Origin of the sequence: Nocardia sp. NPDC058244 (assembly GCF_042882065.1) — a bacterium.
GTDB lineage: Bacteria > Actinomycetota > Actinomycetes > Mycobacteriales > Mycobacteriaceae > Nocardia.
Genome location: NZ_JBHVWX010000006.1, coordinates 175,157 through 191,867, shown reverse-complemented (window position 1 = coordinate 191,867; position 16,711 = coordinate 175,157). Strand labels below are relative to the sequence as shown.

General features: G+C 70.1%; 17 protein-coding genes. 5 read left to right on the top strand and 12 right to left on the bottom strand.

Annotation, left to right across the window (positions count from 1 at the left end):
- Positions 1-75 precede the first annotated feature (75 nt).
- Positions 76-798, top strand: a complete 723-nt coding sequence (locus ACFVW6_RS20365; protein ID WP_378833108.1) for a GntR family transcriptional regulator — start codon at positions 76-78, stop codon at positions 796-798.
- A gap of 5 nt (positions 799-803) precedes the next feature.
- Here ACFVW6_RS20365 and ACFVW6_RS20360 read toward each other — a convergent pair whose 3' ends face one another.
- Positions 804-1,163: a DUF4254 domain-containing protein gene (locus ACFVW6_RS20360; RefSeq protein ID WP_019048160.1), complete on the bottom strand. Its 360-nt coding sequence runs from the start codon at positions 1,161-1,163 to the stop codon at positions 804-806.
- A gap of 427 nt (positions 1,164-1,590) precedes the next feature.
- Between ACFVW6_RS20360 and ACFVW6_RS20355 the strand changes: the two genes are divergently transcribed.
- Positions 1,591-2,454, top strand: a complete 864-nt coding sequence (locus ACFVW6_RS20355; RefSeq protein ID WP_355280578.1) for a helix-turn-helix transcriptional regulator — start codon at positions 1,591-1,593, stop codon at positions 2,452-2,454.
- Here ACFVW6_RS20355 and ACFVW6_RS20350 read toward each other — a convergent pair.
- The 4 genes from ACFVW6_RS20350 to ACFVW6_RS20335 form a co-directional block, all read right to left on the bottom strand.
- On the bottom strand, positions 2,448-3,260 hold the full coding sequence (locus ACFVW6_RS20350) for an ABC transporter permease (protein WP_378833111.1): 813 nt from the start codon (positions 3,258-3,260) through the stop codon (positions 2,448-2,450). The genes ACFVW6_RS20355 and ACFVW6_RS20350 overlap by 7 nt on opposite strands.
- Positions 3,257-4,144, bottom strand: coding sequence for an ABC transporter permease (locus ACFVW6_RS20345; RefSeq protein WP_378833114.1), 888 nt, complete (start codon positions 4,142-4,144; stop codon positions 3,257-3,259). Before ACFVW6_RS20345 ends, ACFVW6_RS20350 begins: the two co-directional genes overlap by 4 nt.
- Complete coding sequence (locus ACFVW6_RS20340) at positions 4,138-5,049, bottom strand: thioesterase domain-containing protein (protein ID WP_378833116.1); 912 nt, start codon at positions 5,047-5,049, stop codon at positions 4,138-4,140. The genes ACFVW6_RS20345 and ACFVW6_RS20340 overlap by 7 nt, the downstream gene beginning before the upstream one ends.
- A 105-nt stretch (positions 5,050-5,154) precedes the next feature.
- Positions 5,155-6,501 (bottom strand): TIGR03118 family protein, encoded by a 1,347-nt coding sequence (locus ACFVW6_RS20335; RefSeq protein WP_378833118.1) that lies wholly within the window; start codon positions 6,499-6,501, stop codon positions 5,155-5,157.
- Between the two features lie 113 nt (positions 6,502-6,614).
- Between ACFVW6_RS20335 and ACFVW6_RS20330 the strand changes: the two genes are divergently transcribed.
- On the top strand, positions 6,615-7,112 hold the full coding sequence (locus ACFVW6_RS20330) for a peroxynitrite isomerase (protein WP_355280572.1): 498 nt from the start codon (positions 6,615-6,617) through the stop codon (positions 7,110-7,112).
- A 266-nt stretch (positions 7,113-7,378) separates the two neighbouring features.
- A complete protein-coding gene (locus ACFVW6_RS20325; protein WP_355280570.1) occupies positions 7,379-7,618 on the top strand; it encodes a hypothetical protein in 240 nt (79 codons plus the stop codon).
- Here the strand turns inward: ACFVW6_RS20325 and ACFVW6_RS20320 are convergent.
- The 5 genes from ACFVW6_RS20320 to dxr all read right to left on the bottom strand — a co-directional run bounded on the left by ACFVW6_RS20320 (position 7,612) and on the right by dxr (position 14,083).
- On the bottom strand, positions 7,612-9,390 hold the full coding sequence (locus ACFVW6_RS20320; RefSeq protein WP_378833122.1) for a penicillin-binding transpeptidase domain-containing protein: 1,779 nt from the start codon (positions 9,388-9,390) through the stop codon (positions 7,612-7,614). The two genes, ACFVW6_RS20325 and ACFVW6_RS20320, sit on opposite strands and share 7 nt — an antisense overlap.
- A 77-nt stretch (positions 9,391-9,467) precedes the next feature.
- Positions 9,468-10,331, bottom strand: a complete 864-nt coding sequence (locus ACFVW6_RS20315) for a GNAT family N-acetyltransferase (protein ID WP_357344431.1) — start codon at positions 10,329-10,331, stop codon at positions 9,468-9,470.
- Positions 10,332-10,407: 76 nt separating this feature from the next.
- On the bottom strand, positions 10,408-11,562 hold the full coding sequence (gene ispG, locus ACFVW6_RS20310; RefSeq protein ID WP_355280564.1) for a flavodoxin-dependent (E)-4-hydroxy-3-methylbut-2-enyl-diphosphate synthase: 1,155 nt from the start codon (positions 11,560-11,562) through the stop codon (positions 10,408-10,410).
- A gap of 115 nt (positions 11,563-11,677) precedes the next feature.
- Complete coding sequence (locus tag ACFVW6_RS20305) at positions 11,678-12,874, bottom strand: M50 family metallopeptidase (protein WP_355280563.1); 1,197 nt, start codon at positions 12,872-12,874, stop codon at positions 11,678-11,680.
- Positions 12,875-12,901: 27 nt separating this feature from the next.
- The gene (gene dxr / locus ACFVW6_RS20300; protein WP_365007006.1) at positions 12,902-14,083 is read right to left on the bottom strand and encodes a 1-deoxy-D-xylulose-5-phosphate reductoisomerase; all 1,182 of its coding nucleotides are present in this window, start codon (positions 14,081-14,083) and stop codon (positions 12,902-12,904) included.
- Positions 14,084-14,178: 95 nt separating this feature from the next.
- Between dxr and ACFVW6_RS20295 the strand changes: the two genes are divergently transcribed.
- Entirely contained in the window at positions 14,179-14,448 is a 270-nt protein-coding gene (locus ACFVW6_RS20295; RefSeq protein ID WP_355280560.1) for a DUF2631 domain-containing protein, read from the top strand.
- Between the two features lie 69 nt (positions 14,449-14,517).
- On the opposite strand, the gene ACFVW6_RS20290 is transcribed toward ACFVW6_RS20295, so the two are convergent.
- Complete coding sequence (locus ACFVW6_RS20290) at positions 14,518-15,480, bottom strand: LysR family transcriptional regulator (RefSeq protein ID WP_378833128.1); 963 nt, start codon at positions 15,478-15,480, stop codon at positions 14,518-14,520.
- A 43-nt stretch (positions 15,481-15,523) separates the two neighbouring features.
- Positions 15,524-16,660 carry a protein kinase gene (locus tag ACFVW6_RS20285; protein WP_378833130.1) on the bottom strand — a complete coding sequence of 379 codons (1,137 nt, stop codon included), beginning with the start codon at positions 16,658-16,660 and terminating at the stop codon, positions 15,524-15,526.
- Positions 16,661-16,711: the final 51 nt, after the last annotated feature.

Here is a 16,711-nt window from a genome sequence, read left to right as displayed (position 1 = left end):
TCTAGACCGATAGGTGTTGGCCACGAGAACGGCACGTTAATTTTTGGTATAGACCAATCGAGTACGCTGGCGGGCATGGATGCACCGCACACGACGCGCGTTCCGAAGGTGTTCCTGGTTCGCACCGAGATCGACGCCATCCTGGCCGATCTCGACGAAGGCGACCCGGTGCCGTCCGAACGCGACCTCGCCACCCGCTTCGGCGTCGCCCGCGAGACGGTGCGCCAGGCACTGCGAGAACTGCTGGTGGAGGGCAGGATTCGGCGCCGAGGGCGCGGCACGGTGGTCTCGCGCCCCAAGCTGACCCAGCCGCTGTCGCTGCGCTCCTACACCGAGGGCGCGATCAGTCTCGGCCGCACCCCCGGTCGCATCCTGGTCGGCTGGGAGGACGTCGCCGCCGACGCGGAGACCGCGGCCGACCTGGAACTGGAGCCGGGCGCGACGGTGATGCACCTGGAACGGGTCCTGCTCGCCGACGGTGAACGCATCGGACTGGAGAGCACCTACCTGCCACTGCATCGCTTCGCCGGCCTGCGTGGCAGCTACGACCCGACCACGTCGCTGTACACCGCGATCCGCGCGACCGGCGTCGAACTCGCCGGTGCGCGGGAACGCATCGAAACCGTTCTGGCAGCGCCCAGAGAAGCGGGCCTGCTCGAATGCACAACGGCATTGCCGATGTTGCTGTTGCATCGACGCAGCGTCGATGCCGACGGCGCACCCATCGAACGGGTGCGCTCGCTGTACCGGGGTGACCGCGTCGCCTTCGAGGCGAGGCTGTCACCCGAGCACGAGTAGCCCGATTACTGCTCGGGCAGCCGCCGCCGTCCGCCTGCCACATCGGTGACCAGGTCGGTGTAGCCGTCGACGAGTTCGGCGAGGTGATACCAGTGCTTGTGCGTGCTGTCGCTGCGCGCGCCGTCGAGATCGATGGCCTGGTTCGCGTCGACCCAGCTGCGCGCCATCCGGTCGACCACCGCACCGAGGCTCTCGGTGTGCAGTGACGCGCCGTTACGGTGCAGTGGGATCTCCTGGACGATCCAGTCGTTGATGTCGTCGACGAGTTCGCTGCGACGGCAATCGATTTCGGCGATCAGTGCGGCATCGCGCACCTGTGCCCGCCGTTCGTGCAGTTCAGCCAGTGCGTGCGCCGACCGCAACAATTCTCGATCTTGAAAACGCCTGCCCTGGAATGCGCACAACAATTGCGGCGCAGTCGGCAGTACCCCCATCACCGGCGCGCTCATCGCAACGCCCCGAATTCACCCGACACCCAAGATTTGTGTACCAACATGATTGGCTCTCGATTCGGTTATCCCGGTCTTCTGTTCGGATTGCTCGCAACCAGGCTAACTGGATCATGCTCGCTCACACTGCGAAACGCAAGATTGCGTTGTCAGCCTTGCGGTAAAGCCGCCCTGACAGAACCGATGGTCACATCCGCACGGCGGCACCGGTTTACGGCGTGTCCACACGCCCGCCGACCTTCAGCTATGCGCCGGAGGCATCGTTCTCGGCCGATCGCGTGACATCGAGGCCGCACAGCGCAATAATGCGATTCACGAAGCGCGCCACAGGCGAAGGGGAACCATGGCAGGCAAGCGCACGACACTGACGGTCCGACTACGCAGGCTCGCCGCCATGCTGCGCGAGTTACGCGAAACCGCGGGTCTCAGCAAGGAAGACGTCAGCGCTCGCACCGGTATCAACGTGACCACGCTGTATCGCATCGAAATGGCGCAGGCCCGCCCGCAACGCCGCACGCTCGGCGCGATGCTCGACCTGTATCAGGTCAACGAGAAAACCCGCGAAGAAGCGCTCAGCCTGCTCACCGACGCGCTGAAACCCGGTATGTCGCACGCCTACGAAGGCGCGGTGTCCGACGTCTACGCCACCTACATCAACTTCGAGGCGGAAGCACTATCGGCCCGCCAATACCAGACCTCGACCGTGCCGGGCCTGCTGCAGACCTACGAGTACGCGGCCGCCGTCATCGACACCTCCATGCCCCGCCTCGACGCCGCCACCATGGAGAGCAGGGCCAAGGCCAGGATGGACCGCGCGGTCAACCTGTCCAAGGACGATCCGCTCGAACTGTGGGTCGTGATGGACGAGGCGGCCATCCGCAGGGTCGTCGGCGGGCCAGCCGTGATGGCAGGCCAGCTCGACCGGCTGATCACCGAGACCAAGCGCAAGAACGTGATCCTGCAGATCCTGCCGTTCGACGCGGGCGCGCACCCCGGCATGGCCGGCTCGTTCACCCTGCTCGATTTCCGCAACCCGGTCGACCCCGAACTGGTGTACGTGGAGAGCCTGGCGATCGACACCCTCGTCGAGGGTCATTCCGAGATCCGCCGGTTCGGCGTGATCTTCGACCAGCTGCGCGCGATGGCGCTGAGCCCGCGCGATTCGGCGCTGCTGCTCGCCGACGCGCGCGCCGCGATCGCTCAGTAGCGCACGGCTCGCCGGAACCCGAGCACGGCGGGCAGCGCGAACACCGCGATCGCGCCCAGCGACCAGGCCAGCGTCGCTAGCAGCGGAGCGCGCACCGGTCCACCGAGCGCGAGGCCGCGCATGGTGTCGATCGCGTGGGTCAGCGGATTGTGCTCGACCAGCGGACGCGCCCAGTCCGGATAGGCCCGCAGCGGGACGAAGCCGGTGCTGAAGAACATCAGCATCGACGAGCCCAGCGAGATCACCTCGACCAGTGCGGTTTTGGAGGTGTACACCGCCAGCGCGGTGACCATGGTGGCGAAGCCGAGGCCGTAGAGCAGCGGGATGGCGAACAGGGCGAGGGCCGCGAGCGGCCCCTGGGTGAACCGGAATCCGAGCACCGCGCCGACCGCGAAGATCGCCAGGGTGCTCAGCGCGATGCGCGCGCACTCGGCCGCGATCCGCGACAGCGGGGCGGAGGCACGGTGCACGGGCAGCACCCAGAACCGGGCGAGCAGGCCCTCGTCGCGTTCGCGCCCCAGGGTCACCGCGCCGGCCAGCGACCCCGACATCACCCCGACCAGCGCGAGCATCGGTACCGAGCCGTAGAGCGCGTCGGCGTCGGCGAAGGCCGAGACCTGGGTGCCCAGCACGGAGTCCAGCATCACCAGCAGCAGCGAAGGGAACACCAGCGCCTGCATGACGGTCAGCGGATCGCGGTACCAGCGCATCAGCAGGCGCTTGGTCTGGATCATGGTCTGCGGCAGCAGCATCCGGAGCGTCTCGGTGCGCCCGGTGACCACCGGCAGGGCGGCGCCGGTGGTCATCCGCGCCGCCGGACCGCGCGCAGCCAGGCCAGTGCGCCGCAGCCGAGGAGCAGGCCGAGCGCCCAGGCCAGCCCGGGGCCGAGCGTCGGAAGATCCACCGCGCCCGCGTTCCCGGTGGCATCGCCAGCCAGCGCGCGCAGTCCGGTGACGAGCTGCGAGACCGGCTGATTGCGGGCGTAGCCCTGGATCCAGCCGGGGAACTGGCTCGCCGGGGCGAAGCCGGTGGACACCATGCCGAGAATCAGCTGGGGCAGCACCAGGATCTGGGTGGTCGCCTCCGGGCTCGTCGTCACGCTGCCGAGCAGATCGGCACCGCAGCACAGCGCGACGGCGATGAGCAGTGACACTCCGACGAATCCGGCGGTGTGCCACCAGGGTCCGTAGAACCGGAAGCCGACCAGCGTGCCGCACGCCAGGGCGGCGGTCACCGCGACCACCGACCGCTGGCCCGCGGCGGTCATCCTGGCCGCCCACGGCACCCAGCGTGGCATCGGCAGGGTGGCCAGGCGCAGGTCGAGACCGTCGCGGGCATCGGTGGCCGAGCGGAAGGCCGCGGCGATGGCGCAGAACGAGACCGCCTGCAGGATGAGCATCGGCATCAGGAACTGCGCGTAGCTGCTCAGGCCGTGCCCGTACTCGCTCATGACCAGATTCAGCGGCACGTAGAAGCCGAGGGTGAAGACCACCGGCGCGAGGATCGCGGTGAGGATCTCCCCGGTTCGCCAGGACGGCCGGATCAGCCGCAGCGACAGCACCCACCACTGGGTGATGGCCGAGGTCGCCGCCCGCTCGGGGCGCACGACCACACGATCGGCCGAAATCCACACCACCCCATCGTGCGTGATCCCGGCGGCGGGCGCAGGGGAACCGGGCGCGGTCAGCATCGGGTGCGCATCGTCGGCACGACCGTGCCGAGCACGCGGGCGATCTCGGGCGCGATCTCGGGCGCGGTCAGCTCGCCGGGGGCGGCGTCGAGCACGAAGCCGGTCACCGCGCCCTCGACGTACGGTCGCCAGTTCCGCACCGCGGCGGCCGGATCGGGCCGTTCGTCGCCGTCGGGCCAGCGACCGGCGACGCACACGGTCAGGTCACCGGTCAGCACCGAGGGGCGGTGGCCCACCACCATCCCGGCCACCGCGTCGGCGGCGTCGGCGAGCCGAGCCAGGTCGACGCCGGTGAGCTCCACGGTCCCGGCCAGGGCCGCGGCGAGGACGGCGGCGGTCCGGTCGTCGGACAGGGCGGCGGTGTCGGCCTCGACACCGAACTGCGGGGCGAAGCGGGCGACGTACTCCCCCACCGACAGCCGGGGCGGCGGCGCGTCGCGGCACACGGCCGGATCGGTGTCGAGCAGCACGATCCCGACGTCCTCGCCCGCCGCGCGCAGCTGAACCGCGGCCTCGTGGGCGACGAATCCGCCCGATGACCAACCGAGCAGCTGATACGGGCCGTGCGGGGCGATCCGGCGGATCTCGGCGACAACGCGGGCGGCCGATGCGCCGATGGTGCGAGGTGGCGTGGGCGCGGCGGGCGCCTGCATCCCGTAGACGGGGACGCGCGGATCGAGGTGGGCGAGCAGGCCCGCGTAGCTCCAGGCCAGGCCCGAATCACCGGCCAGGCAGAACAGCGGCACACCGTCGACCCGCGGACCGAGCGGACGGATCGACAGTACCGGCGCCAGCGCCGACGACCCGGCGCGCCGGTCGTCGGAAGCCGGGATCGCCAGGCAGGATTCGGGCCGCTCCTGCGGCCACGCACAAGCCGGGGCGGACGGGTCGGCGGGAGAGCTCACAACAAATGATACGTCGTACGAAACCGGCTCCGGCCCACCGGTTTCGGGGGCACCCACCGGACACTCGAAGCGTCCGGTGGGTGCGGAACCCGCGGCGGCGGCCTGCTACTGCACGCGCAGGCTGCCGAACAGGCCTTCCTTCTCGTCCTCCGGGCCCGCCGTGAAGTACAGCGCGTTGGCGTCGCCGAGGCTCTCACCGTTGCCGAACATCAGAGCCCACAGCCCGGCGATCTCGACCGGCTTCGCGTTGCCGTCCCGCAGGTAGTCGACGAAGGTGCCGGTGGTGTCGTCGTAGGCCAGCACGCGGCCGAGACCACCGAAGTTGCCGATCAGCAGCTTGCCCGAGAGCGCGCCGAAGTTCGACGGCGCGATCGCCACACCCCAGGGCGCGTTGAGCCTGCCGCCGTCGTCGATGATCCGCACCAGCTTGCCCGCGGCGTCGAACTCGGCCACCTTGCCCTTGTCGGGCTTGCCGTTGGCGGACTTGTCGGCATCGGCGTCGAGGGAGTCCTCCTCGGCCTTGTCGAAGGCCTTGGGGTCCTTCTCGTCCGGCTGGGTGATCGCGTAGGACACGAACACCCGGCTGCCCAGGGTGGTGATGTTGAACGGGGCCGGATCGCCGGGCTTGGCCTTCTTGCCCTTCTCGGGGGTGGCCGGGTCGATCACGTCACCGGTGGCGAAGGGGTTGGCGAAGCCGGTGGTCGCCACCGGCTGCCAGAACTTGTCGAAGGTGCGGACCTGCGGGTCGGCGCCGAAGTCGGCGGCGAGCAGCTTGTCCCCGGACGGCGACAGCGCGATCCCGAAGAACGCCATGCCCTGCGCCGCACCGTCGAACACCTGGTTCGCGCCGCCGTCGCGGCGCACGATCGCGCCGTCGGGCGCCTGCTCGGTCCAGGCCGAGATCTTGCCGGAGTCGGTCGCGAAGATGAACCGCGACGAGCCGCCGAGCGGGATCGGCATGCCGTCGACGTCCACCCACTGGTCGCGCACGGCGAACAGGTCGGAGGTGATCGGGGCCGGGTTGAACACCACGCCGGTGACCTTGCCGACGCTCTTGTCCGAGGTGTCGGCGTCGGCGCCGGGCACACCGACGAGCTTGAGCTGGTCCTGGAACAGCTTCTGCAGCTTCGGCTCCGAGGACGCCTGCACGTCACCGACGAACTGGTACGACTTGCCGCCCGCGCCGACCCAGAAGTGCCCGCCCGCGCCCTTGGGGCGATCGGCCAGGCCCCAGGCGTTGACCATGTCGGGGAATGTGAACTGGGCGTGGTAGGAATCCTTGTTGGCGGCAAGGTTCGTCTGGCTGTACCGGTTTCCGTCGAGCGCGGCCACATCGTCGCCCGCCTGCTCGGAACCCGAGCACGCCGCGGCCAGTAGCAGGGCCGCACCGAGAACCGCACCGCGCACCAGCCCGGACCGTACCCCGCGGGTACCCCTCACATGTCCGTTCACGTTCTATCCTTTCGACCTCCGCCGGACGGCGTTCAGGCGAGGCTGACCTTAGCCTGACCGGAGCCCCGGCGTGCCGTGACCGTCGACAGCAAGGCAGGTCTAGGCTGTCGCCCGTGGTCGAACCCTCCGCCCCCGTCGCCCCCCATCCCGACATCGCCGCCCTGGCACCGCTGCTCGGCAGCTGGCGCGGCCGCGGCCACGGCGAGTACCCGACCATCGAATCGTTCGACTACGTCGAGGAGATCACCTTCGGGCACCTCGGCAGGCCGTTCCTCACCTACCGGCAGCGGACCAAGGCCGCCTCCGACGGCAGGCCACTGCACGCCGAGACCGGCTACCTGCGCTGCCCCGCCCCCGGCCGGGTCGAGCTGATCCTCGCCCACCCCACCGGCATCACCGAGATCTGCGAGGGCACGATCACCGAAACCGTCGACGGAATCCGCCTGGAATTGAACTCGACGAATATCGGCCTGAGCGGTTCGGCGAAACCGGTTACCGCGCTCGGCCGCTCTTTCCACGTGACCGGGGACACGATCGACTACACGTTGCGAATGGCCGCCGTCGGCGAATCCCTGCAGCACCATCTGGCCGCGACTCTGCAACGCACGTAACGTTCTCCGAATTCGGTAATTTACCGTACCGAGGCCGCTGAACTGCGGATTTCGTTGCCCGACACCACACATTCACCTTTTCATCACGGTCACGTACCGGTTGTGTTCGAACACGCCCGCACATAACGCAACAATTGTGTGTCGCTTACCGCCGTCGGTTGTTGCCCCGCGGCGACCGTTCTACGGTTCAAGCAACAGCTAACCACCAGACAATCGAAAGGCTGCCCGGGAAAGCACGTCGAAACCCTGAACGAGGGAGACGAACCATGAGGCGTTCCACCCTGATCTTGACCACTGCCGGGATGATCCTGGGCGGCGCTGCCGCCATCGACCTCCTCGACGGCGCAGGCACGAATGCCGCGCCCGAGCCCATCGCCGGGTACAACGTCGTGCACAACACGGCGACAGCCCATTCCGAGAGCAGTTCACTCGCGGTGGTGCGGGGCCTGCTGGCGACCGAGAACGCCGACGGACCCGGCCACACCGCCTCGGCGCCCGTTCAGTAGCCCGGCGGCAGCGCGGCGAACATATCCCGGGTGACGGCGACCGCGTTGTCGGAGCTGCCACCCTTGACCAGCAATGTCGCGAACGCCATGTCCCCCCGGTAGCCGACGAACCACGAGTGCGACCCGCCGTCGACCTCGGCTTCGCCGGTCTTGCCGTACACCTCGCCCTGGTCCCTGATCCGTTCGGCGGTGCCGCCCGTGACGACCATGCGCATCATCGTGCGCAGGCCGTCGACCACGTTCGCCTCGATCGCGGGCCGGTCACCGTCGACCCGGGTCGGCCTGCCCGCGATCAGGTACGGCACCGGCGCCGCGCCCTGGGCGACCGTCGCCGCCATCACGGCCATGCCGAACGGGCTCACTACGACCCGGCCCTGCCCGATGCCGTCCTCGGCGCGCTGGACGAGTTCCTCGGCGGGCGGCACCGACCCCGACATCGTCGGCAGGCCCTCCACCACGTACTCCTGGCCGATGCCGAGCCGGGCCGCGGCGTCGGTGAGGGCGGTGCCGTCCAGCCTGCTGGCCAGCCGGGCGAAGGTGGTGTTGCACGAGCGCTCGTAGGCGGTGGCCATCGGCACGTCACCGACGGAGAACAGGTTGTAGTTGGGGATGGTGCGCTCGCCGATGGTGGTGCGGCTCGGACACGGCAGCACCGTCTCGGGGGTGGCGATGCCCGCCGCCATCGCGGCCGAGGCGGTCACCGTCTTGAAGATCGAGCCCGGCGGATACTGGCCGCTGGTGGCGACCGGGCCGTCCCGATCGGCGGCCTTGTTCTGGGCCACCGCGAGAATCGCCCCGGTCGACGGGCGCAGCACCACCATCATGGTCTGTTCGGTGCGCAGGTCCACCGCGTGCTGCGCGGAGTTCTGCACGAACCGGTCGATGCTCAGCGCGAACGAGGGCGCCGGCTGGGCCGCGACCTCGTGCAGCACATCGAGATCGGCGCCGTTGGCATTGCGGGTGACCACGCTCCAGCCTGCCTTGCCGTCGACCTCGGCGATCACCGTCTTGCGCACCTGGGTGAGCAGATCGGGCGCGAACTTGCGATCGGTGGGCACCATGTCCCACTCCTGGGTCAGCGTGACACCGGGCAGGCCGATCAGTTCGCCGCCGATGGTGTCGGCCTCGTACTCGGTCAGCAGGATCACCGTGGCGGCCCCGCCTGCGCCGCGGGCCGCGGCCAGGATCGTTTGCGGCGTGTAGGCCACCGGGTCGATCCGGCTCAGCGCCGCGGCCAGGGCGCCGGCGACCCGGTCCGGCTCGGTGGCCGCGGCGACGTCGAAACGCACCCGCGACACCTTGCCCGGCACCAGCACATCGCTGCCCGCCGACTCGTTGACCCGCGCGCGCGGCGCCTGCGCGGTGCGCAGTTCCAGGGTCTGGGTGTCGCCCAGCTTGGGATGGATGTCGGCGGAGGTCCAGCGCACCAGCCAGCGGCCTCCGGTGCGGCCCATCTGCAACTCGCCGGTGTAGGTCCACTGGCGGCCCTTGGGCAGGGTCCACGCGTAGGTGTAGTCGACGGTGGCCGTGTCGCCGCTGACGCGCGCGTCGCCGGTGCGGATCTCCAGCTTCTCCGCCTGTAGCGCCTGCCACGCCGAAGTCAGTGCGGCCGTGGCCTTCTCGGGGGCGGTGGTGAGCTCGGCGGCCGCGGCGAGATCGTGGTCGGCGAACGCCTCGGCGAAGGCGTCGGCGGCGGGTACCGGTCCCTGCGGGCCCGCGGAGCAGGCGGTCGCCGCCACCGCGAGGGCGGCCACCGCGAACGTGGTTACCATCCGTGTCCTCATCGGCACCGATGGTAGCGGCGACCGGGCAGCAAACCCCGCAGGACGGCGCCGTACACGCCCGGAAATCAGTCGACGAGCACCGTGGCGAAGGTCGCGATCTGGCGGAAACCCACACGGCTGTAAGCACGTCGGGCGATCCGGTTGTAGTCGTTGACGTACAGGCTCGCCGTACGTCCCGTCGCGACAACGGCATTGGCGACCGTCGCGGTGCCCGCGGTGCCGACACCGGCGCCACGGAATTCCGGGTGCACCCACACGCCCTGGATCTGCCCGGTGCGCCGCGACAGCGCGCCGATCTCGGCCTTGTAGACGACCTCGCCGTCCTCGAAACGTGCCCAGGCCCTGCCGGATTCGATCAGGCTCTGGATCCGCCTGCGATAGCCACGGCCACCGTCGCCCGCGCGCGGGTCGACGCCGACCTCCTCGATGAACATGGCGATCGCCGCGGTGAGATAGCGGTCGATCTCGTCGGGGCGCACCCGGCGCACGCCCGCGTCGGGTCGGGCCAGCGCGGGCGCGGCGAGCGCGAGCAACGGCTGATCGGCGCGCAGTTCCCTGGCCGGGCCCCACTTGGGCAGCAGCAGCTCCCACAGCGGCAGCGCCAGCTCCTGCCTGCCGACGACCGAGGAACACACCCGCGGCCAGCGCGCCGCCCGATCCGCGAACGCCCGCAGGGCCTGCTGGTCACCGCGCAGCGGCACGAGGTTCGCGCCGGAGAAGCACAGGGAGTCCGCGGGCCCGCCCCGGCTCCACAGCTCACCGAGCCCGGAGCGCGTGTCCAGCCCGAACTCCTGCACCCTGGCCGCGATCATGCACGAGGCCACCGGGTCGGAGTCGAGCACACGCAGCACCTCGCCCAGATCTCGCACGGACACCGGGCGCGCGGGAGGGGTTTTGGACCGTCGCGTCGGCTCCAGCAGACTCCGCACGGCACCAGCCTGCCACGAAAGCACGCGCCGTGGTACAGGTCCGCCGAATCCGACGTCCGACCGTGAGCGGCGGAGGTCAGCCGACGGTGACGACCGGCTCGGCGCCCGGCTGCTCGCCCATCTCCTCGGCAATGCGCATCGCCTCTTCGATCAGGGTTTCCACGATCTGCGCCTCCGGCACGGTCTTGATGACCTCGCCCTTGACGAAGATCTGGCCCTTGCCGTTGCCCGAGGCGACACCGAGGTCGGCCTCGCGGGCCTCACCCGGACCGTTCACCACGCAGCCCATCACGGCGACGCGCAGCGGCACCTCGAGGCCGTCGAGACCGGCCGCGACCGCGTCGGCCAGGGTGTAGACGTCGACCTGAGCGCGCCCGCACGACGGGCAGGACACGATCTCGAGCTTGCGCGGGCGCAGGTTCAGCGACTGCAGGATCTGGCCGCCGACCTTCACCTCCTCGGCGGGCGGGGCCGACAGCGAAACGCGGATCGTGTCGCCGATGCCCTCGCTGAGCAGCGCGCCGAACGCCACCGCGGACTTGATCGTGCCCTGGAAGGCCGGACCCGCCTCGGTGACGCCGAGGTGCAGCGGGTAGTCGCTCTGCGCGGCCAGCTGCCGGTAGGCCTCCACCATGATCACCGGGTCGTTGTGCTTGACCGAGATCTTGATGTCGCCGAAGCCGTGGTCCTCGAACAGGCTCGCCTCCCACAGCGCCGACTCGACCAGCGCCTCGGGGGTGGCCTTGCCGTACTTCTCCAGCATCCGCTTGTCCAGCGAACCGGCGTTGACGCCGATGCGGATCGGGATGCCCGCGGCGCCCGCGGCCTTGGCGACCTCGCCGACGCGGCCGTCGAACTCCTTGATGTTGCCCGGGTTCACCCGGACCGCGGCGCAGCCGGCGTCGATCGCGGCGAAGATGTAGCGCGGCTGGAAGTGGATGTCGGCGATCACCGGGATCTGCGACTTCTTCGCGATCGTGGCGAGCGCGTCGGCGTCTTCCTGGCGCGGACACGCCACCCGGACGATGTCGCAGCCCGACGCGGTCAGCTCGGCGATCTGCTGCAGCGTGGCGTTGATGTCGTGGGTCTTGGTGGTGGTCATCGACTGCACCGAGATCGGCGAGTCACTTCCCACGCCCACGGTGCCCACCTTCAGCTGGCGGGTCTTGCGCCGGGGTGCGAGAACAGCAGCGGGAGCGGCGGGCATCCCCAATCCGATTGTGCTGGTCACGTTCGGCTGCCTTCTTTCGTACGTTTCGTGGATTCGACCGGGGGTGGTGCTGCCGAGCTTAGTCGCGCGGAGTGGGCGCACGCCCTGTGAGGGGCACGACAGCGGTTCGTAGCGATCAGGGCAGCCGGATCGGATTGACGATGTCGGCGGCCAACGTCAACAGCATGAACGCACCACCGATAACAACCGCCACATACGTCACAGGGAGCAGCTTCAGGTAGTCCACCGGGCCGGCCGGGGCCTTGCCACGCCAGGACCGGATGGTGTCCCTGATCTTCTCGTAGAGCACCACCGCGATGTGCCCGCCGTCCAGGGGCAGCAGCGGCAGCAGGTTGAACGCGCCGAGGAAGAAGTTCAGGCTGGCCAGCACCATGATGAACATGCCCCACAGGCCGCGCTCGGCGGTCTCGCCGCCGATCCGGCTGGCGCCGTAGACACTGACCGGGGTCTCCGGGTCACGCTCGCCGCCGGTGACCGCCTCCCACAGCGCGGTCACCTTCTGCGGCATCTTCGCCAGCGACTTCACCGTCTCGATGAAGAAGTCACCGGTGAACGAGATGGTCGCCGGGATCGCCGCGATCGGGCCGTACTGCTGGGGCTCGGCGAAGTCGGGGCCGACGCCGACCGCGCTCACCTCCCGGCTCGGGCCCTCCTTCGGGTAGCGCACGGTGCGCTCCGGCGTCACCGGCACGGTCAGCGTCGTGCCGTCACGCTCGATCGTGTAGGTGAACGGGCCGGTCTGCTTCTGCGTCTCGGCCTGGAACTGCGCCCAGGTGGTCACCGGCACGCCGTTGACCGCGGTCACCACGTCGCCGCGCCGCAGCCCGGCGCGCTGCGCGGGACCGTCGCCGGCGCACTGCTGCATCGTCTGGTCGGGATTCTGCTGGGCGACACAGCTCATCGAGCCCAGCGCGGTGGCCGGGGGCTGTTCGAGCTGGGGCAGACCCCAGCCGACGGCCAGGATCACCAGCAGGACGAAGCCGAGCAGGAAGTTCATCGCGATGCCGCCGAACATCACGACCAGGCGCTTCCAGGTCGACTGGCGGTACATCGCCCGCTCGACGTCCTCGGGTTCCAGTTCGTCGAGCGCCGTCATGCCCGCGATATCGCAGAAACCGCCCAGCGGCAGCGCCTTGAGGCCGTATTCGGTCTCACCACGCCGGAAGGAGAAGACCTTGGGCCCGAAGCCGATGAAGTACCGGCGCACCTTCATGCCGGTGGCCTGCGCCGCCCACATGTGCCCGCATTCGTGCAGCGCGATCGAGATCGTGATACCGAGGGCGAACAGTGCGAACCCCAGCGCGAATACCATCTGGCTCCTGAGTCGTTTCGCGTCGTGTCAGGACGCGATGATTTCCGCGGCGTACTGCCGTGCCCAGCGGTCGGCTCCGAGGACGTCGTCCAGGGTATCGGGTTCCGCCTGCCAGCGATCGGCGGCCTCTACCGCCTGTGTGACGGTGCGCACGATCGCCGGGAAGGTGATCTTGCCGTCGAGGAAGGCCTGCACCGCGACCTCGTTGGCGGCGTTGTACACGGCAGTGACGCTGCCGCCCGCCTCACCGGCCTGCCTGGCCAGGCGCACGGCCGGGAAGACCGCGTCGTCGACCGGTTCGAAGGTCCACGTCGACGCGGTACCGAAGTCACACGCGGCCGCCGCGCCGGGGACCCGGTCGGGCCAGCCGAGGGCCAGCGCGATGGGCAGCTTCATGTCCGGCGGGCTGGCCTGGGCGAGGGTGGAGCCGTCGGTGAAGGTGACCATCGAGTGCACGATCGACTGCGGGTGCACGGTGACATCGATGCGGTCGTACGGGACGCCGAACAGCAGGTGGGTCTCGATCAGTTCCAGGCCCTTGTTCACCAGCGACGCCGAGTTCAGGGTGTTCATCGGCCCCATCGACCAGGTCGGATGGGTCTTCGCCTCGCTGGGGTTGACCGATTCGAGCATCTCCGCGGTCCAGCCGCGGAACGGCCCGCCGGAGGCGGTGAGCACCAGCCGCGCGACCTCGTCGGCGCGGCCGCCGCGCAGGCACTGCGCGAGGGCGGAGTGTTCGGAGTCGACCGGGACGATCTGGCCGGGCGCGGCCGCGCGGGTCACCAGGGACCCACCGGCGACCAGGGATTCCTTGTTGGCCAGGGCGAGCCGGGTGCCCGCTTCCAGGGTGGCCAGGGTCGGGCCGAGGCCCAGCGAACCGACCAGCGCGTTGAGCACCACGTCGGCCTCGGTGCGGCGCACCAGTTCGGTCGCCGCGTCGGGACCACCGAGCTCGAGGTCGAGGGCCGCGGCGGCGGCCGGGTCGGCGACGGCGACATTGCGGGTGCCGACGGCGGCCATCTGCTCGGCGAGCAGCGCCTGATTGCCGCCGCGCGCGGCGAGACCGACCACCTCGAACCGGTCGGGGTTGGCGGCGATCACCTCGAGCGCCTGGGTACCGATCGATCCGGTACTGCCCAGGAGCAGGACCTTCACCCGATCGGTGGACGTGGACTGGCCGTGTGCGGCACGCGTTGCTGGGTGGGACACGGCCCCATTGTGGCAGGGCTGCTGGCTACGACGGACGGTCGTATGCCACGATATGCTCACTCGCCCAACCAGAACTCGAGCCCTAAGGAGCGATCGTGGCCGCCACGGACCTCGAATCAGTCAGCACCGAGCGCGCCGTCGCCACCAGCGTCGATCCCGCCGAAGTGCCCTCGGCCGCGTGGGGCTGGAGCGGTGAGTCGCGCAAGACCTTCCGCATCGCGGCCTGGGTCGTCGTGGTGATCCTGCTCGGCATGACCGTCGGCAACCACCAGGGCCACGTCGAGGACATCTTCCTCATCGGCCTGGCCGGCCTGATCGCGGTGATCCTGGTCGTCGACTCGCTCACCCAGCGCATCCCTCGGTAATCCCGGCTTCTTCGACAACGCCTGCGGCAGCGATCTTCTCGCGCCGCGGGCGTTGTCGTGTGTGCGGCGTCAGCGGCCGCGGCGCGCACCGGTCTTGCGGCCCTTGCCCTGACGAGCGGACTGCTGCTTGGCCGCCGGCTTCTTCGCGGTGCTCTTGTGGGCGGGCTCGGGCGCCCGCCGCTGCGGCTCCGCCGCCACCGCTCCGCGCGAGCTGTTCGCCGATCGGCCGCGCACGATCCCGACGAACTCCTCGAGCAGTTCGCTGTCGGTGCCAGCGGGCCAGGCCAGCGCGATCTCGGTGAACTCGGTCTCGCTGATCGGCCGGTAGACCAGGTCGCGCCGGTGGTGCAGCCGGGCGATCGACTGCGGCACGATCGTCGCGCCGCCGACCGCGGCGACCAGCGCCAGGGTGTCGGCGGCCTGATCGAGATCGGCGCCGTCCTGGAGCCGCTCCTCGGCCAGGTCGGCGGGGGTGATCGTGTCCAGCAGCGAGAGCGCGTCGTCCTTCTGCACGACCGCGACCGGCGTCTCCCGCCACAGCGGAATGGCGTTCATGGCGGTGCGGTCGATCGGCAGCCGGACGAAGCACAGGTCGATCCGGCCCTCGCGCAGCGCGCTCTCCTGCTCGCCCTGGGCGACCCCGACGACCTCGAGCGGATGGTCCGGCAGCCGGTCACTCCAGATCCGCGCCCACTTCGACACGGTGACACCCGGCACGAACCCCACCCGCAGGCTCGCGGGCGCGTCCGGCTTCTGCTCCCGCTCGGCCTGCTCCCGCGCGCTGATCAGCGCCCTGACGTGGTGCAGCAGCGCGGCCCCGTCCTCGGTCAGCTGGGTGGGCGACGCGCCGGGGACGAACACCCTGGTGCCGAGCTCGCCCTCCAGTTCGATGACGGTCGCGCTGAGGCTCTGCCGGGAGATCCGCAGACCCTTCGCGGCCCTGGCGAAGTGCAGTTCCTCGGCGACCGCGACGAAGCGACGCAGCCGGGCGAGGTCGATGGAGTCGGCGGCGGTGACGTCGAAGTCGCTCATTCTGACCAGAATATGGCACCCGCCGGGCAGCCCCGACCACCGATCACAGGTTCGACAGCACCCACAGCACGGCGATGATCGACCCGACGACGGCGATCAGGATCAGGAACGTGGTCAGCACCGAGCCCCACCCGCTGCGCGACGGCGCGGGATACGGCGTCGGCGGCGGCACCGGCCGCTGCCACGGCTGCGGCGCGACCGGACGCGGCGCGACCGGCTGATACGGGGGCACCGGCGGGCGGTTCACCGGGTACGGCGCACCCGGCCCGGGCACCGGCGTCATCGGCGCCATCCCGACGAACGGCTGCGGATGCGCCCCCGAGGTGGGCCGTGCCGTCGGTGCGGCGCCGGTCCCGGAGCGCAGCGCCCGCTGCACGGCGTCGACGAATTCCTCGCAGGAGGAGAACCGGTCGGCGGGCCGTTTGGCGAGCGCGCGGGCCATCACGGCGTCGAGCACCGGCGGCAGTCCGGCACGGCGCGGGCTGACCGGCGGCGGCGGTGCCTGCAGATGCCCGGTGATGACCGCGGCCGGGCTGGGCGCCTCGTACGGCGCGGTGCCGGTCAGCAGCGAGTACAGGGTGCAGGCCAGCGAGTACTGGTCGGCGCGGTGATCGAGCGGGACACCGGTGAGCTGTTCGGGCGCGGCGTAGGCGAGCGTCGCGGTGAACGACCCCGTCTCGGTGAGGTGGCCGGAATCGTCACGCAGCCGGGCGATCCCGAAATCGGTGAGGTACACCCGCTCCTGGCTGTTGGATCGGGCGAGCAGGATATTGGCGGGCTTCACATCCCGGTGCAGCACGCCGGCGCGATGCGCGTAGTCGAGCGCGGCGGCGGTCTCGCCGATGATCTGCACCGCCCGGTCCGGCGGCAGCGACCGCGGATCCAGCGTGGACGCGTCGACCCCGTCGATGTACTGCATGCTGATCCACAGCTGATCGCCCTCGACGCCCCGGTCGAAGACGGTCACGATGTTGGGGTGGTCGAGCTGGGCCACCAGATCGGCTTCCCGCTCGAACCTGGCCCTGATCTCCTTGTCGGAGTACAGCTCCTGATTCAGCAGCTTGAGCGCGGTCCAGCGCGGCAGCCGGGGATGCCTGGCCAGATACACCGACCCCATCCCGCCGCGGCCCAGCTGCCGGTCGATCGTGTATCCGGCGAATACCGTCCCGTCAGAAACCACTCTGACCCCCGAATCTCGCTCGTCGTCCGACGGGAGTGGACCCTACCAAAC